Genomic DNA, 18,028 nt, shown 5'->3' on the forward strand with positions numbered 1-18,028 from the left:
ATTTCAGCTTACCCTATTGTTGTGCTTGCATGGCTGCTTGCTGTTGAGTCTCTTTACTCACTGCACCCGTTACTGATGGGTTATTATAGTTTTCCCATGCCATTAATTTCTCTTGATCAACCGCTTGTAACTTACCCATAAAAAGATCCGCAATTAAAGCGGGATTCGATGGGAAAAATAGATGTAAGTAACTCGCCGTTAAATTCTCTGTACGATAAATCGCTTCTCCGGGTGCAGGGTGACGTTGACGTTGCCCATAACCGATAGGTTGTATCTGCATAATGGCACGTGACCTATGGTGTGCATGCCCATGAATTTCACCTTCAGGTAAGATTGCTTTTTGCATTCCCTGACAACCGCGTTTACCGGACATGCTGCCGTAACCATCCAATAAGCCAAGCATTTTATGGTGTTTTTCATCTAAATCCACCAGCTCATTAAGGCAATATAAAAAACCACCACATTCAGCTAGGATAGGTTTTCCCGCTTGATTAAACTCACTAATTTGAGCTTGTAAATCACTATTCGCAGCCAATTTTTCTGCATACAATTCAGGGTAACCACCCGGCAACCAAAGTGCATCAACTTCAGGTAATTGATCGCCTTTTAAAGGAGAGAAGTAAGCTAATGTCGCGCCCATCTCTTCTAATAAACGGGTGTTCGCTTGATAAATAAAACTAAAGGCAAGATCCTGTGCAATGGCAATAGTTTTCCCCGTTAATAATGACTCAACTGGCGATTGCTCAGCAGAGTAAAAATCAACGGGTGCAGGTAAATCTAATAATGGGCTATTGGCAGCTGCGCGCTTTACGCCATCCACTAACCATTCACAACCAAGGGTAAACTTAGCTTCTAATTCATCAAATACTTCGCTAGCTTGCACTAATCCTAAATGACGCTCTGGTAATGCCACTTCAGGATCTTTTTTCAAGCAAGCTAATAACGGTAATTGTTCACCTAAGGCATCTCTAATTAATTGTGCATGACGTTCGCTGCTACAGTTATTTGCGATCAAACCATAGCAATTATAATCATCACGAAAGTTAGCTAAACCAATGGCCACAGCAGCGGCTGTTTGTGCCATACCTTTTACATCCATCACAATGGCAACGGGAATATTAAAACGTGCCGCTAAGTCTGCACTTGAAGGTTCACCATCAAATAATCCCATCGCGCCTTCTACTAAAATCAGGTCCGCTTGTTGTGCAGCTTCAAACAGTTTTTGCTGGCAATAAGCTTCACCAGCCATCCACATATCTAGCTGTTCAACGTGTGCTCGCGAAGCTTGTGCTAAAATTTGTGGATCAAGATAATCAGGGCCAGTTTTAAATACTCGTACGACTTTACCTTGTGCAGTAAAATAACGCGCAATGGCTGATGTTATGGTTGTTTTGCCTTGCCCCGATGCGGGTGCCGCTAAAAATAGTGCAGGACAACTTGCTTTGTTGGTCATTTGATTCCTTTATCAACGCTGTGTTTAAGATGAAAGCGCAAAGTATTGAGCATCTAATTGTGCAGCTAATGCAACACCTCGACCACGCTTTATGGTCGCTTTTTCAATATCCACTAATAGGGTCGGTATTTGTAATTTTAAGTCATCTATATCTGCACGACTGCGACCATCGGTAATTAAATAACAAAACAATGCAAGGTCTGGTGTTTGTATTTTAAGCTGTTTAATACTTTGTTTTGCTTTTTCTAATACCTGACGCAAAGGCGTACCACCGACTGCATTAATATCATCCAATAATGATTGTACTTTTTTAGGTGCTTTACCGGCTTTGATGAAGGTTTCAACTTGATTATTACCAAAGCCTAACAGACTAATTTTTTCGCGTTGTAGGTAAGCACTATCAACAATATTCATCACCACTGATTTTGCTAATGACGATAAACTATCGCCTAATGTTGAAGCCGAGGTATCCAATAAAATAAGGTGGTGCTTTGCTTGGCCTATTTTGGCTTTTTTAAAGCTAAACTGTGCTGGCGGCCATTGCCCTAGGCTTTTTGACAAAGTATTAAACCAATCTGGCTTGTGGCTGTTTAGCGATGATTTTCTTAGCCCTTTTGCCGTTTTACCCTGAGTATTTTGTTGTAACTCACCCTGTAATACATTGCCATTAATTACTTTGGTTAATGGCGTATGCTGTAACTCAGGCAATTGAATCGATTGTGCTGCGGTTTTTTGTTGCTCACCGGATTGAGTTGGCATTGCACCCCACTCGCCAGTAGACCCAGAGGATTCACCTTGTTCGCTATTCGATTGCTTTTGTTGCTCAGGCTGTTGTTCTGAGTGATGTTCAGAAGCCTGTGATTCAGAATCATTAGATTGAGGCGGTTTTGGACGAGTGAAACCGCCGCCTCTATTGCCATTATCAGGCTTATTATTCTGCTGATCAGGTGATGTATTAGGCGGTGTGCCAGATGGTTGTGAGCGATGTGCTAACACTAAGGGTGTGACTTGCTCTATATCCTGAAGCGTTACTGCTGCTCTTCCACACCAAGCAGCATGGGTTAAACTCGCTCGATGCATCATAATATCTGCACGTAAGCCATCTACGTTAGCTTGCTGACAGCGTGTAGCAATTTCAATTAAACAGGTATCATCACAGGTCACTTTAGGCAGTAACTCCTGCGCATCGCTTATCTGTTGTTGTAATGAGATTTGTGGCGCTTGGTATTCATCACAAAAAGCCACTTTATCAAGCTCAAAGGCTTGCCAGGCTTTTATAATGTTAATGCGTTCTTCTATGCTGTATTGGTTATCTAACTCAACCATTAGGCCAAAACGATCTTTTAATTGCGGTCTTAATTCACCTTCGTCGGGGTTCATTGTGCCGATTAATGTAAAGCGAGCATCATGGCGATGACTCACTCCATCTCTTTCAACGATATTCACACCACTACTTGCTACATCTAAGATTTGATCCACAAGGTGATCAGGTAATAAGTTAACCTCATCCACATAAAGCACACCTGTATGTGCTTTATGTAATAAACCCGGTGAAAACTTAACTTGTTTGCCTTTTAACACATGGTCTAAATCCAGAGTACCAATCAACATCTCCTCACTGGCACCTAATGGCAAGGTAACAAACTCTGAGGCAGCATCTTCAGTAACAGGTAAAAGATCGGCCACAGCTCGGGCTAAGGTTGATTTAGCACAGCCTCTTGGACCAGAAATTAATACACCACCAATGAGTGGATTAACTGTGGCTAATAATAAAGCTAATTTAAATGTTCTTTGCCCTTGCACTGCACTAAAGGGAAAAATGATATCTTCAGTTACGTTATCCATAATGCTCCCCTAAGCGACTGCTATTGTTTGGTTTGTTGCTTCAGTATCAACTAATGAGCCTTCTTTTAAGGTTAATTGTCGTGTTGCTAATTGCTCTGAAAATGATTTGTCATGAGAGATAATAATCATCGCCTGTGGTAATGCTTTTAATACTGATAACAAGCGTGCTTTGGCTTTTTCATCCAGTGCATTGGTTGGTTCATCTAAAATCAAAACTTGTGGCTCCATCACCAACACACTGGCTAAGGTGATCATACGCTTTTCCCCCCGATAGCTGATGAGTGATACGAGATTCAAAACCTTGCATACCAAGACTTGTTAATGTTTGTATCGATTTTTCAATGGCTTGCTGTTTGGTAAAACCTAAGTTTAATGGCCCAAACATCACATCTTCTAACACGGTAGGACAAAATAACTGATCATCGGGATCTTGAAATAATAACCCCGCTTTAACACGTAATCGATTAAACTCTTTTTCAGTTTCACATACTTCGCCAAATCCCGATATTTTGCCTTTTTTCGCTTTTTTCAAACCAACAATAAGATGTAATAAAGTGGTTTTACCTGCCCCATTATCACCATTAATCACTACTTTTTCGCCTTCGTATAAGGCAAAGTTAACTGCGTTTAATACACTGCCACGCCTTGGGTAAGCATAATTAAGATCTTCTATCTTAATGAGAGGTTTATTTGAATAAGCCATCAATATTAAGCCCTATTAGCAGTATTAAAAAAGAGATAAACACGATAGCAAAAATCCAATCAATCGAACGAATTTTCATCTCATCGTTAAGGTAATAACGCCCGCAAAAACCACGACACTTCATGGCATCTGAGATACGCTCTGCACGTTCTACTGAACGAATTAATAACATACCAAAAAGGTAACCAATACTCTTCCAAGTATGTCTATTGGTACGTAAAACAAACGCGCGGGCCTGCATCGCTCTACGCATTTTTTTATATTCTTGGCTGATCACATCTAAATAACGCACCATGAATAACATTAAATGTACCAATTTATCAGGTACTTTAAGATGTGCAAGCGCATGCCCTAAGGTTGAGGCACTCATGGTCGCCACTAGTGAAAATAACACTAATAATACTGCATTCGCTTTCACCGTAATCAATAAAGCATGAAGTAAACCTTGCCAACTGGCGGTTAAACCAAACACAGTAAACATTGCATCACCGGGTGTGGTAAAAGGTAAAATACAGATTAATGTCAACATAAACAAATCCATCGCCACTACGCGGCGCAGAGTACGTTTAATATTTAACTTGCTAGCTTTCACCAACAGAAAAGCACAAAATAAACCTAACAAAGTGGGTGTAAAGGAATGACTCGATACCACCACTAATGCAAATAACGTAGAGCAAACAACCCGCACGCGAGCATCAATACCATCAATCCACGAGTTTTGATGTTTAAGAGCCTGTCCGGACCAAGAAGTTAAGCTATGCTCTAAACTTTGTGACATTAAAATTTAGCCTTTTGTTTACGCTCTCGTAAAAAAGCCACTAAGCCAAGTAATCCAAAAATATAACCAATACCACCAATAATATCACGTAAGCCTGACTTCTCTTTTAGCTCCTGAATTTCACGCCTTAAGGGTTTGAGTTGTTTACCGATAGCTTTTTCTAGCATCAAAGTGTCTATGCTCTCAGCCCCTTTTGAAGAAGCTTCATTGCCAGAGTTTGTTCGCTCCTCGTTGAGAATACTAGTCACTAACGGGTCATTTGAGCTTTCCGGCAATTCATCCGCAGGTAGGTCCATTTTTAAAATATGACCAGCCCCCATATTCACTTCAAAATGATGGGTAATATGTTGTTTAGCAGTGAAAGCAAAAGTGCCCTCTTCACCAATTAACACTTCACCTAGCGTATTTCCAGCATCATCAGTCACTTTCACAACTGTACCAGGGTTTGCCATTGCACCATTAGAAAAGCCTGCTTCACCTTCGATTTCAAAACCTTCTGCGTAGACGCCACCCATTACATTATGAGCAACAGCATGAGTAGAAATAGATAAACTGACAATAGCAACAAAAGAGATTAACCAATTCATTAATTTGAACCTTTACTTATAAATTCAGGTTTAACGGTATGAATAAGATACACAGCGGCATAAGAAACAAAACCCTCAATGACCATGATCGGAATATGCGCTGGTAATACCGCTTTTGCCGCTAAAACAAAAGACTCTCCGGATAACGCTAAAGCAAAGGCCACCATTAATGCAGTAATGAATATCGCCCCTGCGCCACCAACGGCTCCCCAAATAGCTGCGATTTTAGGGCTATCATTACGCACACCTTTATAACAGAGATAATAAATAAGCACTGCAGGTAGCGCAATATTGAGCGTGTTTACACCTAGCACTAATAATCCACCAAAACCGAAAAAGATCACCTGTAATAATAGCGCGACTAATAAAGCAGGAAAGGCTACCCAGCCTAGAATAATACCCAACAAACCATTCATAATTAAATGCACACTAGAGAATCCCAGTGGTAGGTGAATATAAGAGGCAATAAAAAAACAGAAGCTAACACCCCCACTAATGGTAGATGATCATAATCCATTTTTTTAAGACCAATAAATACGCCTATTGCACTCAAAACAGCCCCACTGATCAACACCGGTGAAGATAGCGCACCATCCACTATATGCATAATTTACCTTTATATACTTACTTGAGAAGATACTCACTGAACCAGTCAATATCGATTATTAGCTTATGGTAATTTAGTCGCTTCAACCCAAATGACGGCATCTTGTGATAATTCTTTACCGTTATATGTTTTTTCTTCACCCACACCTAGCGCCGCAAATCCCCACTGTCCAGCTTTAGGTAACACATAACTAAAAGTACCGTTAGCGTCAGCATAGATAGTTTGTGTGATAAAAACGTCTGACGGAGTAGTCATTAATGGCGTTTTAGCAAAACGATTATTGTCCATTTCTGGCACATAATTAACAAACTCCACTTCAATCTCAGCAAAAGGTACAGCTTGACCGCGAGATTTAACCACACCAGTAAAAATGCCACCTTCGTAAATGGCATAAGGTTTGGTTAGTGGTACGATTTCCGCAGCTAAACCGAAGTCTTCATTCCAGTCCGTTGGTAAACCGCCAACATTCACAATCGTTTTAGTGATTTGCTGAATATAAGAATCTTCTTCAGCTTCAAAATAAGGTGATGGTTGAGAGATGAAAACATAATCCCCTAATCCACGTAACTTCACATCAGCCTGATAAGCATGGCCAGTATCAACAGCACTTTCCCACTCAATCTCTGACACCTTATCAATTAAATCTGTTTTTTTACCTTTTTTAATCATATAAAAAGCTTGAGGCTTATCGACCTTCATCACATGGCCACTAGCAGCAGGATGAGTGAAAGGCATTTTAAGGCTGATATTTCCGCCCTTAGCACGTAGTAATTCTGGGGTATAAATCATTTGAAAGTGGGCACTAGCATAAAAAGGTAATATGCAACCAATGACTAGCAAAGCAGGAGCAATAAAACGTTTTAAGTTAATGCTCGGTGTTAATTTTGTAACGTTTAACAAAGGAAAATCTCCGTCTGAGTAAATAACAGGCGAAGTTGTGGAGGAGATGGTTATCTTGATGTCTGAGTGACGTTAATTAAGATAAACCAGCCGGTGAAGCCCTCCGCAACACCACGGTACTTGTTGTAAACAAGTATCATCCAAAGGTTTGGTATCCGGGCTTAACAAATTTAATCTGTTCTACCGTTGCGGGGGCAGCCTTGGTGTTTGACCAAGTTCCCAAACAGCTCACTCTTAGTTTATTCTAAGATGAAATGCATAGCTTTAAGACTATATCCTAAGGAAGCTGAACAATAGCGTGTAACAGGGTAAACAGTCAATATAAAGCCACTTTTTCAAAGCGATAAAATGTTTAAGTTATTACAGCAGAGCCAATAAATGAGAAGTAATGGTAAGACTTTAAATGTTGATAGTAATATCGATAATTATCGAGCTAACAATCTCGAACTCTTAAGAAAAAATATGCTAATAAAATAAATGAGGGTATAAAAAAGTAACGGCGAAATCGGCGTTACTCTTTAAATTTTCATCGCTTATTATTAGCGTTATAAGAACTTTTCTTGAGACTCAGCTTCAGGCTCAAGCCCCATAAAGTACAAGTAACCTTTATCCACTTTTTCGTTCATCGAACTTTTGGGTTGTAACTTGATCACCGGCTTTTCAGATGAGTTACTTGGCGGTGTCGTAGAGACATTAGGGTAATCTGTTTTGACCGTTTGCTTTTGCGTTGCAGAGGAGTGTTGGGCTTTAGTTTTTTTCGATTTATCCGAAAAAGTGTAGAAAAGCTCATCATTACCTTCAACCACTTCGATACTAGATTGACCGACTGAGTTATATGAAGCCAAAATACCATGGCGACCTAGGGCAACTTCCTGAGTAATCTCTTTACCACTACCGACTTTATTTCCATCGATATACCAATCCACATCTACATTACTTTTTAAAGTTAGTACGGCAGATTTAAGACCAAATTTTTCGTTTAAGATAGATTCGATTTTATTATTGTAAGCTGGTTTAAATGTCATTGCTGCACGGTAAGATAAATCACCGTCTAAATTCATGCTCGCATCTACAATTTTGTAAGATAGCAACACACTACGCTCATTTAGGAAGTTATCAGATTTTTTAGCATCTTTAACAATGAAGTTTTCGTTTTCAGTTAAACACTGGTTAATAGACTGATAAGTAGTACAGCTTAGCGTCCCACTTAAAGAAACATCTTTAACACTTTTAGGGTTAGCTAACTCTTCCGTTAAACGTGCAACGACTCTTTGTTTTAAGGCAGCTAACTCACTGTTTCTTTTAATACGTGCATCTTTTAACTTTTTACCATCATCAATAATAGTTTGATGCTCAGCTTTTAAGGCTTTACCTTTTTCTTCATACTCTTTCTCTAAAGCATCAATTTTTAACACTAGCGCTTCTAGATCTTTAAAGTACTGCGCAACATTGTCTTTAGCGACAACTTTATCAGCTAAAGCATCAATGTTGTTTTGGTAGATATTTTTGTTGTTTTCAATCTCTAAACTTAACGCTCTATATTCAAATTCATTTTTGTTATAGCGGCCAAGTTTATTATTAGAAGATATTAATAGGCTATTAATATCGTATTGTTGATTTATATTTTCAATAGCAGAATCTTCAGAGGCTGTGATCAGCTCTAAAGCAGATAGATTCGTTGCAAATGACAACATCAAAGCAATTGTAAGCTTACAGTATCTCACTTTTTCTCCATTATAAATGAGCCGCCTAACCAGAAAATGAGCTAAGGGAGTTATGTTAAGTTTATTGTCCATATCAACTTTACTATGCTTTATAAAAAGCTGTCAGTATTACAGGATTGTTATCTCGAGATAATACATGATATTAAGCTAAAACTATACTGAAAGTAGGTCAATATGCAAAGCAGAATGTTTAAAAAAGCACTATAAAACCGCCTATTGCAGACTTTACTAGCTCTAATGAAGTAGTCAATCGAATCATCAACAAAGACTAGAAAACAGGCGCTTATTAAACATTTAAAGAGACTTTTTTATTGAATGGACAACAGCCACTCTTTAGGTGAAAGCCCTAATTTTTTCCTAAAGATGCGCGCCAAGGCAGAGCCATTTTCATAACCTACGCTATTGGCTACTAACGCCACCGACTTATTCTCCTTTAATAATGTTTTAGCAACACTAATACGCCAATCGACTAGGTAGTCTCCTGGGCTTTGACCTACGACTCTTTTAAATAAATCAGCAAATTTAGATCTCGACATTAATGCAATATCGGCCATCTCTTGTAACCCCCATGAGTATTCAGGTTTTGCTTGAATAGCCACTAATACCTTAGCTAATTGCGGATGTGCAAGACCAGCCAATAAACCATGTTCCATTAACTTATTACTTAATACAAAGCGTAAAATATGAATAATAAAAATATCAGTTAAAGCACTGAGCATCGGCAATCGACCACATTTATCTTGAAAGGCTTCTTCGAATAACCACTGGGCTGTTTTATTGATATTGGGACAATCATTAAAGTTAAAATGCAGTAAATGAGGTAAAGAGTTAGCAATGGGGTTAGATTGCGTTTGGTCATAAACGACTTTAGCACAAACCAATTGTGGTGGGTTCTCAACACTGCCGACAATACGATGAGCATGGGGTAGTGGAACAAATAACACAGTTGGTTGATTAAACAGCAAAGATTTTCCCTGCTCATCTATGATAGTCAATTCGCCACTACGCAGTAAATGTAAGTGCCCTTGACTGTCTTGCTTATCTAAGTGGCTGATACCGCATAGATTGCCAGTAAAAAACACTTCTGTATTCATTGAAAAACGCTGCAAAATACTAGAAAGCTGATCCATCCTTACTCCCTTGAATGATTTGGACGATTGGGTTCAATTTAAAGACTATCTCATCCCTTTTGTAAAATAAAAAGTCATATATTACTCATCAAGCCAAGGGTGAGTCCTGACTTCTATTAACAAACTACCAATAAACAACTCGTTAAAAGGGAAACAAACTATGTCACTTTCATCAATCATTAAATCAACACTCGTAAGTACTGCTTTATTAGCCAGTAGCTTTAGCTTCGCGGCAAACATTGAAGTCAATGCCAACCAAAATGACCTCGCGATTAAAGGTTATGACACAGTTACATACTTCACAAAAGGGGAGCCAACAAAGGGTTCAGATAAATATACAGCAGCATATAATGGCGCAATTTACCATTTTGCTAGTGCTAAAAACCGTGACCTCTTTAAATCAGATCCAGCGAAATATGCTCCACAATATGGTGGTTTTTGTGCTTATGGCGTTGCAGTGAATCAAAAGTTTGATGTAGAACCAACAGCTTGGTATATCGAAGACAATAAGCTGTATTTAAACCTAAATAAAAATGTACAAAAAGAATGGTTAAAAGATGTGCCAGGGAATATTGAAACGGCACAGGTAAACTGGACAGCTATTAAAGGGTTAACTGAAAAACAAATTGAAGCGTTAAACGATTAAGCAATGCAAATAAGAAAAATGGGGAATGGTTGAAAGTAGTTAGCATCCAATCATTCCCCTTTTATATTAAAAAAGCTCTAACACTTAAATTTAGTGAAGAACTAACTCCTGAGAATAAAAATAACGTCTGCGCTTAATATATGGACTCAATCATTTACAAAGACAAGGTGATTATTTTTACCAACAACAGTATCCCTAATAGAGACCTGACGATGGCAAAATTAATTTCATAAAATAATGCACCGTCGATTATATTACGTAACATTGTTAGTTTCGGATCGGTATTCTTTGAATTAAAAATAAAGGGTCACTTGTTCTCAATAATAAAATAGTGACTTTCTATAACCCTAGTTCAGAGAGGCTAGGAAAATCTTTAGGGCGTTTATCACCATCCCACACTAATAAACGTGCCTCCTCTTTAATGGGTAAATCATTAATGCAGGCGAAGCGTTTTTGCATTAAACCAAAACCATCAAACTCCCAGTTCTCATTGCCATGTGCTCTAAACCACTGGTTATCTTGTGTGCGATATTCACAGGCAAAGCGAACTGCAATACGATTACCACTAAATGACCATAACTCTTTGATCAATCTATAATCTAACTCTTTTTGCCATTTCTTGGTTAAATACGTAATGATCTCTTCTCTACCATGAATAACTTGAGATCGGGTGCGCCACACACTATTTTCACTATAAGCATGTGAAATAGCTTCAGGTTTTTTACTGTTCCAAGCATTTTCAGCAGCTCTTACTTTTAATAAAGCACTTGAGGTATTAAAAGGGGTAAAGGTGGACGCGCTGTTTTCATCGTTTATCTCCAATAAATTACAAATAACTATCAAGTTTGATATAACTACTTACCGCTTTTTTTGTATTATTTCACAATTAGAGTAGCACCAAGTTACCACTTTTTCTAAATACTTAGCCTATTAATAGCGACCTAACCTATTTAAATTAGATATAAAAAAAGGTATGAAGCACAGCTTCATACCTTTCTAATCATTTTATTTTTGTATTAAAAGTGGGATTACCAACCTTTAACAGCACCACCTTTGAAGATTTCTAAAGCGGCTTGGTACACTTCTTCAGATTGGTACGCTTTGACAAAGTTTTGTACATTTTCAGCATTCACATTATCTTCACGTGCAACAATTAAGTTAACGTATGGAGACTCTTTATTCTCAACGAATAAACCATCATGCTCAGGTGATAAATCAATTGAGCTTGCGTACGTTGTGTTAATGATAGCGAGTGCAACATCATCTAAAGAACGTGGTAATTGTGCTGCTTCTAATTCAACAATTTTTAGATTCTTTTCACTGCTAACAATATCTAATACAGTTGCTTTAAGGCCAACACCTTCTTTAAGCGTTAGTAAGCCTTGCTTCTCTAATAAAATTAAAGAACGACCTAAGTTAGTTGGATCGCTTGGTACTGCAATTTGGTCACCATCTTTTAATTCATCTAGTGATTTTATTTTGCTTGAGTAACCAGCAATTGGGTACACTAATGTATTCCCTGCGACTGCAAATTTGTAACCACGGTCAGCAATTTGCTGATCTAAGTAAGGTTTGTGCTGGAATGCGTTAGCATCAATTGAACCTTCATCTAGTGCAGCATTCGGTGTAATGTAATCAGAGAAGGTCACTAATGATACGTCTAGATTGTATTTCTCTTTTGCTACTTTCGCTGCAATCTCTGCAACTTGTGCTTCAGAACCAGCAATTACGCCAATTTTCACTTTACTGTTATCTACTGCAGGCGCTTCTTTTTCACCACAACCAGTTAGTGCAAATACAGACGCTAAACCTAATACTGCGATTACTTTTTTGATATTAACATTCATACAATTTCCTTTGAGATGTTGCTTTAATAAAAATTAAAAACGAAACAATTAACGGTGATCTACACGTTTAACTAGGTAATCACCTAGTGACTGAATCAGTTGTACTAAAATCACCAGAATAACGATGGTAATCATCATCACTGTGGCATCAAAACGTTGATAACCATAACGAATACCCACATCACCAAGACCACCACCACCAACGGTACCAGCCATTGCTGAGTAGCCAACTAAGGTCACAAGCGTAATCGTTGCCGCATTGATAATGCCCGGTAATGCCTCTGGTAATAATACTTTCTTAATAATTTGTAATGGCTTAGCACCCATTGCTTGTGCCGCTTCAACGAGTCCTGCAGGTACTTCTAATAACGCACCTTCAACCAGACGAGCGATAAATGGAATCGCACCAATGGTTAAAGGCACAATGGCAGCGGCAGTACCGATTGAGGACCCGACAATAAAACGAGTCACTGGAATCAAGGCCACCAGCAAAATAATAAATGGGATTGAACGGCCAATATTAACCACTACTCCCAATATTTTGTTCAAACTAGTACTTTCTAATAAACCATTCTTCTTACTTAGGTGTAATAACACACCTAATGGAATCCCCACGACAAAACCGATAAAACCAGAGGTAAACACCATGATCAGTGTTTCCCACAATGAACTCACTAATAGTTCAATTAAGCGTGTGTTTTCAGCCCACCAAGTTACCACTGCATTAAATGACATAGCCAAGCACCTCTAGTTCAATTTTTTGTTGTTTTAAATATTCGATGGCTTTTTCTGCACATGCATCAGGGCCGATAAATTCAGCTAACATTAAACCAAACTTAACGCCGCCTACATAATCCATATTTGAACTTAAAATACTGATATCAATATTAAATTCACGAGCTACATGGCTAATAACTGGTGCATCAACAGACGCGCCAGTGAACTCTAAACGAATTAACGGATAGCTGTTTTCAACACGTGTACTGTGTAGGCGCTCTTGGTAATCTGCTGGGATTGATAGATCTAACGTAGATCGGATAAAATCACGTGCTAGTTCTGTTTTAGGGTGAGCAAAGATATCGCCCACTAAACCATTTTCAACTAATTTACCGCCACCAATAATAGCCACTTCCTGACAAATACCTTTTACTACCGCCATTTCGTGGGTAATTAACAATATAGTCAGGTTTAACTCTTTATTGATTTTACGTAGTAATTCTAGAATTGAGATAGTCGTTGCAGGATCTAATGCACTGGTTGCTTCATCACATAACAATACTTTAGGATCTGACGCTAATGCACGCGCAATAGCCACACGTTGTTTTTGACCACCACTTAAGTTTGCAGGATAAACATCACGTTTTTCAGCTAAACCAACTAACGCTAATAGATCTTCTACTTTCGTCTTAATTTCGCTTTTACTAACACCAGCAAGCTCTAAAGGTAAGGCGACATTATTAAATACTGTACGTGATGATAAAAGATTAAAGTGTTGGAAGATCATCCCTATTTTACGACGAGTATTCGTTAACTCTTGGTCCGATAACTTAGTTAAATCAACACCATCCAGTAAAACTTCACCGGTAGTTGGGCGTTCTAATAAGTTAACACAACGTATTAATGTACTTTTACCTGCGCCAGATGAACCGATCACACCAAAAATACTACCTTGTTCTATAGTCAGGTTAATATCGGAAAGCGCGTTAATCGCCTTATTTCCCTGATAAAACACCTTGTTTACATCTTTTATTTCTATCATCAGATTTCCTGAAATTTAAATACTGGTTACCTATTAGCCATCAAAGAAAATCGGTGAGCTAAGTTGTAATAATGGGTGCATACTAAGACATCTAGACGTCTAAATCAATTAATTAAAATAAACAAATTTGATTTACATTAATTGTTTGGATATTAAAGATTAAGTTGGATGATTTTTCATTAGGCAAAAAAACATCACCCTAAGGTGATGCTTTAAAAAATAAGGTTAAAAAGCGTTATTTTTTTAAACGACTAACACCAAATCCTAATAGACCTAATGCAAAAATAGCAGCTGTCGCTGGTGCTGGTACATCAACAATTGATAAGTTAACATCTGCTATTTCTTGGCTGACGCCTGAGTTTGTACCACCGCCCGTCCAGCTAATTTGAATTTCGTCACCGCTAGTGGTTGTCGCAGCATCAAATGAGAAGCTGTTGTAAATCCACTCACCCGCCCCTAATACAGGCTCTAAAATTCCACTTAATGAGATATCTTGTGTCACGTTATACACTTCTACTGTTGCACCTGAAGCATCACCACGTTCACCAGCAAAGAAAGTTAATAATAACTCCTGCCCTGCATCAATCAGTGAATCCAATGTAAATGTCACACTTAATGTTTCGCTACCTAAATCATCATTTACTTCAATCGCCCCGGGATCTTAATTTCCGCGGTACTGCTATCATTATCGTGATCGTACGTTTTACTCATACTACGACGATTTGCGCCATTAGCGTAATAAACCTCGAAGCCCTTACCACTTGTATCTGTCCAAGATGCGTCTGTTGAGTTAACTAAAGAAGAGCTGCCTCCACTAAAATCTTCAGAAAAGATAAGGCTAGCATTAGCAGCATTAAATAAGCTACTTGCAGACAATAAAACAGCAGCAGCACTCAATGTTGATAGGATAGTTTTCATAAATAATTCCCTTTATTCGTCAATCCTGATAACAAATCAAGACTTCCCTTTAAATTGTTTGTTTATTGCTCATATTATAGACTAGTTCTATAACATAACAAACTTATATAACAACTAAAATTACGATTTAAGATTAAAAATAAACATGCAAAACATTGATAATATGAAGATAATAAAATTAAAGATCCATAAATACTCATTTATAGCTACAAAAAAAATAACAAACATTATCGCTAATATAATATTGGAATAATCAGGTAGCTAAAACCCCTCTATTAATTTAAAAACAACGCGTTAAAGCTACCGCTAATTTAAATAAAAACCCTTTTCAACAAAAAATAATCGTTAAATAGGAGTTAAAGGTAATTTAGATAACCAAGCAACTATAAATAGACATTAAAACGCTTTTACACCGCTGCTTTTTGAAAAAAGGAAGTGGTACAGGCATATTATCTGCCAAATTATTTAATGAAAAGCCCCACTCCATTATCTAGCTAAAGCATTCCCCAAAGACTTAGTAAAAACAATAAATTAATATCTTTTTGATGCCCGTATTGTATGATAAATATAGGTTTTAGATAATTGACACTTATGGATACCAGGAACATAAAGTATGACCAGCCTTTTTTTATACAAGTAGTTATCTTTTCTATCGCCCCTTTAATGTTTACTTTTTATGAAGGTGAATTAAGACGAATATCATTCTTTTATTACATTTCGCTAGTGCTTTTTATTGGCGGGATTTTTGGCAACCTGTACTCTTTCCCTATTTCAGAGGGTATTAATATTTCTGGTGGTAATATTTGCTACGGAGCTTTCATGATGACTTCCGTCCTGTTTGTTTTAGTTGAAAAAGACCTGCAAATTTTCAAACAAATTATTCGCTTAGTGGTTACTATTGATATTGTTAATATTGCACTATCTTCTATTGTCGCTAAAACATTAAATACACCGAATGTTATCAACCCACACCAGACTTCTAGCGCGTTATTCGACGTGTCCATCCCATTTATTATTTTAGGTGGTGTATTGATCATTGTAGAGCTTTTTTCCTATTACTCAGCTTTGATATGCTAAAGAAATTAAATCGCTCGCCCAATATCACTGCAATATGTTATCTACTTTTATTCATATTAGTACTATGTTCCGATGGTATTCTATTCCCTTTGATTGCTTTTGGTTTTAACGCAGAAGTGATTGAAATTGTGATTGGAGGACTAGCTGGTAAAGTATTAATGGCAAGTGTGTATAGCCTACCCATTTTATTATTTATAATATGTAGAAGACGTTCATTTATAGCCTATTTACAATCAGATGGTTTCCAATGGAATCACTTGTTAACTTCTAGTAGGGAGTTATTAAATGAAATATCGGCCAAGGATTATGGATTAAAACAGGCAGAGACTATTTTCAAAAACTCTAGTCAAGGGCTGGCCATTATAAATAATAAAGGCCACATTGTTAAAGCGAATGCGGCCTTTGCTAGTATGCTAAAAGTTAGCGAGCTAGATATTAATAGTAACCAGCTTAATATCACCAACTATTTTCAACATAATAATCAACCATTAAACCACACTCAAATGCTCACCTCGAAATGGCGGAGTGAGGTAAGCTTTGGAGTAAACTATATACATCAAGGTATTGCTTCTGTAACAGAAGTAAAATCAGAAAAAGATAAAAGCAGCACTTACATACTTTCTCTTATCAACATTGATGAGCAAAAAGCTATCCAACAACAACTTAATCATCTTGCGATTCATGATCAATTAACAGAACTCCCCAACCGCCGTGTACTCGATCAACGCTTAGCCATAAATGACATACAAACAGCCTCTTTATTAGTGATTGATTTAGATCACTTTAAAGATGTAAACGATAGTTACGGGCATATGGCAGGCGATACTCTTCTTAAAGAAGTTGCAAACAGGCTATTAAAAATAAAAACAACGATTTTAAACCCTAACGACCTTATTTGCCGTACCGGAGGTGATGAATTTGCCTTATTAATCGATACAACTGACAAACAAAAAATCGAAGAGGTTATTAAACAAATTCAAGTAAGTTTGTTTTCTGTCATTAATCTTGAATACAATGTGCAAGTGTTCATATCTGCCACCATTGGTGTAAGTAGCCAAGTAGCAGAAGTACGTCAAGATTTATTACAAGAAGCCGATGCAGCCCTTTATCAAGCAAAACGCAATGGCCGAGGATCCTTTGGGTTCTATGAAGAACATTTAACTCAAGAAAGTCAAAGAAAATTAATCATCAGTACCAAGCTTAAAAAAGCGATTAACGAGCATTCATTGCAAGTATTTTATCAGCCTCAATTTAAAGCTAAAAGTAAGAAAATACATGGTGTTGAAGCATTAGTTCGTTGGAATGACAATGAATTAGGGTGGGTATCTCCAGCGGAATTTATCCCGGTAGCTGAAGAAACTGGATTAATAGCAAGTTTAGGTGCTTTAGTATTAGAACAATCTTGTATAGATGGGCGTAAATGGATAGACATGGGATACCAAGCAATTACTATTTCAGTCAATATTTCTGCATATCAACTCAGGTTTGGCCAATTTATTTCAACTTTAGATAAAGTGCTTAAACAGACTCAATATCCCGCACAACATTTAGAACTAGAATTAACTGAATCAACCTATATTGAACGAGCTCAAGAAGTGACGCCTAAGTTAAAAAGGATTAAACAGCGAGGGATTAAATTAGCTATTGATGATTTTGGTACAGGGTATTCATCACTTTCCTATTTAGCAAATATGCCATGGGACACTTTAAAAATAGACCGAAGCTTTATTACAAAACTGCCCAATGATAAAGTCCAATGCCAACTAACATCAACTATTATTCAACTCGCACAAGCAATGCAATTTAGTATTGTTGCAGAAGGCGTAGAAACGCAAGAGCAATTAAATTATTTAGCAGAAAAAGGCTGTGACTATATTCAAGGATTTTATTTTTCTCCAGCTATTCAAGCGGCCGATATTCCTGGTTATTTAATACAAAAAGGTAGGGATATTTAGTCTTCATCAGCTGGTAGAAAATATTATACCAATTGCATTAAATAAGTGAGCTAAATTTTACGCAGGAAAAATGGCTGAGTGCAAGGCGTCATTCAAACC

The 18,028-nt window shown here is 37.6% G+C and carries 18 protein-coding genes, 1 pseudogene and 1 riboswitch; of the genes and pseudogenes, 3 read left to right on the forward strand and 16 right to left on the reverse strand.

Annotated elements, in window-relative coordinates:
* Positions 1–13: 13 nt before the first annotated feature.
* From ACLKL2_RS07400 to ACLKL2_RS07445, 10 genes and pseudogenes are all read right to left on the reverse strand, one after another.
* A complete protein-coding gene (locus ACLKL2_RS07400) occupies positions 14–1,453 on the reverse strand; it encodes a cobyrinate a,c-diamide synthase (protein ID WP_413693919.1) in 1,440 nt (479 codons plus the stop codon).
* 24 nt (positions 1,454–1,477) lie between these two features.
* Positions 1,478–3,298, reverse strand: coding sequence for an ATP-binding protein (locus ACLKL2_RS07405; protein WP_413693920.1), 1,821 nt, complete (start codon positions 3,296–3,298; stop codon positions 1,478–1,480).
* A 9-nt stretch (positions 3,299–3,307) separates the two neighbouring features.
* Positions 3,308–3,511, reverse strand: coding sequence for a hypothetical protein (locus ACLKL2_RS07410; protein WP_413693921.1), 204 nt, complete (start codon positions 3,509–3,511; stop codon positions 3,308–3,310).
* Positions 3,498–4,001, reverse strand: a complete 504-nt coding sequence (locus ACLKL2_RS07415) for an energy-coupling factor ABC transporter ATP-binding protein (protein ID WP_413693922.1) — start codon at positions 3,999–4,001, stop codon at positions 3,498–3,500. Before ACLKL2_RS07415 ends, ACLKL2_RS07410 begins: the two co-directional genes overlap by 14 nt.
* Complete coding sequence (cbiQ, locus tag ACLKL2_RS07420) at positions 3,985–4,779, reverse strand: cobalt ECF transporter T component CbiQ (protein WP_413693923.1); 795 nt, start codon at positions 4,777–4,779, stop codon at positions 3,985–3,987. The genes ACLKL2_RS07415 and cbiQ overlap by 17 nt, the downstream gene beginning before the upstream one ends.
* On the reverse strand, positions 4,779–5,366 hold the full coding sequence (locus tag ACLKL2_RS07425) for a hypothetical protein (protein WP_413693924.1): 588 nt from the start codon (positions 5,364–5,366) through the stop codon (positions 4,779–4,781). Before ACLKL2_RS07425 ends, cbiQ begins: the two co-directional genes overlap by 1 nt.
* Positions 5,366–5,973, reverse strand: a pseudogene (cbiM, locus tag ACLKL2_RS07430) (cobalt transporter CbiM). The gene ACLKL2_RS07425 and the pseudogene cbiM overlap by 1 nt, the downstream one beginning before the upstream one ends.
* A 63-nt stretch (positions 5,974–6,036) precedes the next feature.
* On the reverse strand, positions 6,037–6,873 hold the full coding sequence (locus tag ACLKL2_RS07435) for a DUF4198 domain-containing protein (protein WP_413693925.1): 837 nt from the start codon (positions 6,871–6,873) through the stop codon (positions 6,037–6,039).
* Between the two features lie 129 nt (positions 6,874–7,002).
* A riboswitch (cobalamin riboswitch) is annotated at positions 7,003–7,143 on the reverse strand.
* Between the two features lie 275 nt (positions 7,144–7,418).
* A complete protein-coding gene (locus ACLKL2_RS07440; protein WP_413693926.1) occupies positions 7,419–8,597 on the reverse strand; it encodes a hypothetical protein in 1,179 nt (392 codons plus the stop codon).
* Between the two features lie 308 nt (positions 8,598–8,905).
* A complete protein-coding gene (locus ACLKL2_RS07445) occupies positions 8,906–9,727 on the reverse strand; it encodes an AraC family transcriptional regulator (protein ID WP_413693927.1) in 822 nt (273 codons plus the stop codon).
* A gap of 160 nt (positions 9,728–9,887) precedes the next feature.
* On the opposite strand from ACLKL2_RS07445, the gene ACLKL2_RS07450 reads away from it, so the two are divergent.
* Positions 9,888–10,373, forward strand: a complete 486-nt coding sequence (locus tag ACLKL2_RS07450; protein ID WP_113819745.1) for a YHS domain-containing (seleno)protein — start codon at positions 9,888–9,890, stop codon at positions 10,371–10,373.
* 339 nt (positions 10,374–10,712) lie between these two features.
* Here the strand turns inward: ACLKL2_RS07450 and ACLKL2_RS07455 are convergent, their stop codons facing one another.
* From ACLKL2_RS07455 to ACLKL2_RS07480, 6 genes are all read right to left on the reverse strand, one after another.
* The gene (locus tag ACLKL2_RS07455; protein WP_413693928.1) at positions 10,713–11,195 is read right to left on the reverse strand and encodes a DUF1348 family protein; all 483 of its coding nucleotides are present in this window, start codon (positions 11,193–11,195) and stop codon (positions 10,713–10,715) included.
* A 206-nt stretch (positions 11,196–11,401) separates the two neighbouring features.
* A complete protein-coding gene (locus ACLKL2_RS07460; RefSeq protein ID WP_413693929.1) occupies positions 11,402–12,220 on the reverse strand; it encodes a MetQ/NlpA family lipoprotein in 819 nt (272 codons plus the stop codon).
* A 48-nt stretch (positions 12,221–12,268) separates the two neighbouring features.
* Positions 12,269–12,955, reverse strand: a complete 687-nt coding sequence (locus tag ACLKL2_RS07465) for a methionine ABC transporter permease (RefSeq protein WP_113819748.1) — start codon at positions 12,953–12,955, stop codon at positions 12,269–12,271.
* Positions 12,945–13,979: a methionine ABC transporter ATP-binding protein MetN gene (gene metN, locus ACLKL2_RS07470; protein ID WP_113819749.1), complete on the reverse strand. Its 1,035-nt coding sequence runs from the start codon at positions 13,977–13,979 to the stop codon at positions 12,945–12,947. The genes ACLKL2_RS07465 and metN overlap by 11 nt, the downstream gene beginning before the upstream one ends.
* A 235-nt stretch (positions 13,980–14,214) precedes the next feature.
* Positions 14,215–14,589: a PEP-CTERM sorting domain-containing protein gene (locus tag ACLKL2_RS07475; protein ID WP_413693930.1), complete on the reverse strand. Its 375-nt coding sequence runs from the start codon at positions 14,587–14,589 to the stop codon at positions 14,215–14,217.
* Positions 14,590–14,618: 29 nt separating this feature from the next.
* Positions 14,619–14,897: a hypothetical protein gene (locus ACLKL2_RS07480; RefSeq protein WP_413693931.1), complete on the reverse strand. Its 279-nt coding sequence runs from the start codon at positions 14,895–14,897 to the stop codon at positions 14,619–14,621.
* 663 nt (positions 14,898–15,560) lie between these two features.
* On the opposite strand from ACLKL2_RS07480, the gene ACLKL2_RS07485 reads away from it, so the two are divergent.
* Entirely contained in the window at positions 15,561–15,974 is a 414-nt protein-coding gene (locus ACLKL2_RS07485) for a hypothetical protein (RefSeq protein WP_413693932.1), read from the forward strand.
* On the forward strand, positions 15,968–17,929 hold the full coding sequence (locus ACLKL2_RS07490; protein ID WP_413693933.1) for an EAL domain-containing protein: 1,962 nt from the start codon (positions 15,968–15,970) through the stop codon (positions 17,927–17,929). The genes ACLKL2_RS07485 and ACLKL2_RS07490 overlap by 7 nt, the downstream gene beginning before the upstream one ends.
* Positions 17,930–18,028 lie beyond the last annotated feature (99 nt).

Source organism: Psychromonas sp. KJ10-2 (genome assembly GCF_047323255.1).
Taxonomy (GTDB): domain Bacteria; phylum Pseudomonadota; class Gammaproteobacteria; order Enterobacterales; family Psychromonadaceae; genus Psychromonas.

Bases quoted from the DNA above. Each gene is read 5' to 3' on its own strand.
- ACLKL2_RS07465 (WP_113819748.1), bottom strand. From the start codon at position 12,955: ATGTCATTTAATGCAGTGGTAACTTGGTGGGCTGAAAACACACGCTTA.
- ACLKL2_RS07450 (WP_113819745.1), top strand. From the start codon at position 9,888: ATGTCACTTTCATCAATCATTAAATCAACACTCGTAAGTACTGCTTTA.
- ACLKL2_RS07415 (WP_413693922.1), bottom strand. From the start codon at position 4,001: ATGGCTTATTCAAATAAACCTCTCATTAAGATAGAAGATCTTAATTAT.
- metN (WP_113819749.1), bottom strand. From the start codon at position 13,979: ATGATAGAAATAAAAGATGTAAACAAGGTGTTTTATCAGGGAAATAAG.
- ACLKL2_RS07480 (WP_413693931.1), bottom strand. From the start codon at position 14,897: ATGAAAACTATCCTATCAACATTGAGTGCTGCTGCTGTTTTATTGTCT.
- ACLKL2_RS07485 (WP_413693932.1), top strand. From the start codon at position 15,561: ATGTTTACTTTTTATGAAGGTGAATTAAGACGAATATCATTCTTTTAT.
- ACLKL2_RS07400 (WP_413693919.1), bottom strand. From the start codon at position 1,453: ATGACCAACAAAGCAAGTTGTCCTGCACTATTTTTAGCGGCACCCGCA.
- ACLKL2_RS07490 (WP_413693933.1), top strand. From the start codon at position 15,968: ATGCTAAAGAAATTAAATCGCTCGCCCAATATCACTGCAATATGTTAT.
- ACLKL2_RS07405 (WP_413693920.1), bottom strand. From the start codon at position 3,298: ATGGATAACGTAACTGAAGATATCATTTTTCCCTTTAGTGCAGTGCAA.
- ACLKL2_RS07445 (WP_413693927.1), bottom strand. From the start codon at position 9,727: ATGGATCAGCTTTCTAGTATTTTGCAGCGTTTTTCAATGAATACAGAA.
- ACLKL2_RS07425 (WP_413693924.1), bottom strand. From the start codon at position 5,366: ATGAATTGGTTAATCTCTTTTGTTGCTATTGTCAGTTTATCTATTTCT.
- ACLKL2_RS07460 (WP_413693929.1), bottom strand. From the start codon at position 12,220: ATGAATGTTAATATCAAAAAAGTAATCGCAGTATTAGGTTTAGCGTCT.
- cbiQ (WP_413693923.1), bottom strand. From the start codon at position 4,779: ATGTCACAAAGTTTAGAGCATAGCTTAACTTCTTGGTCCGGACAGGCT.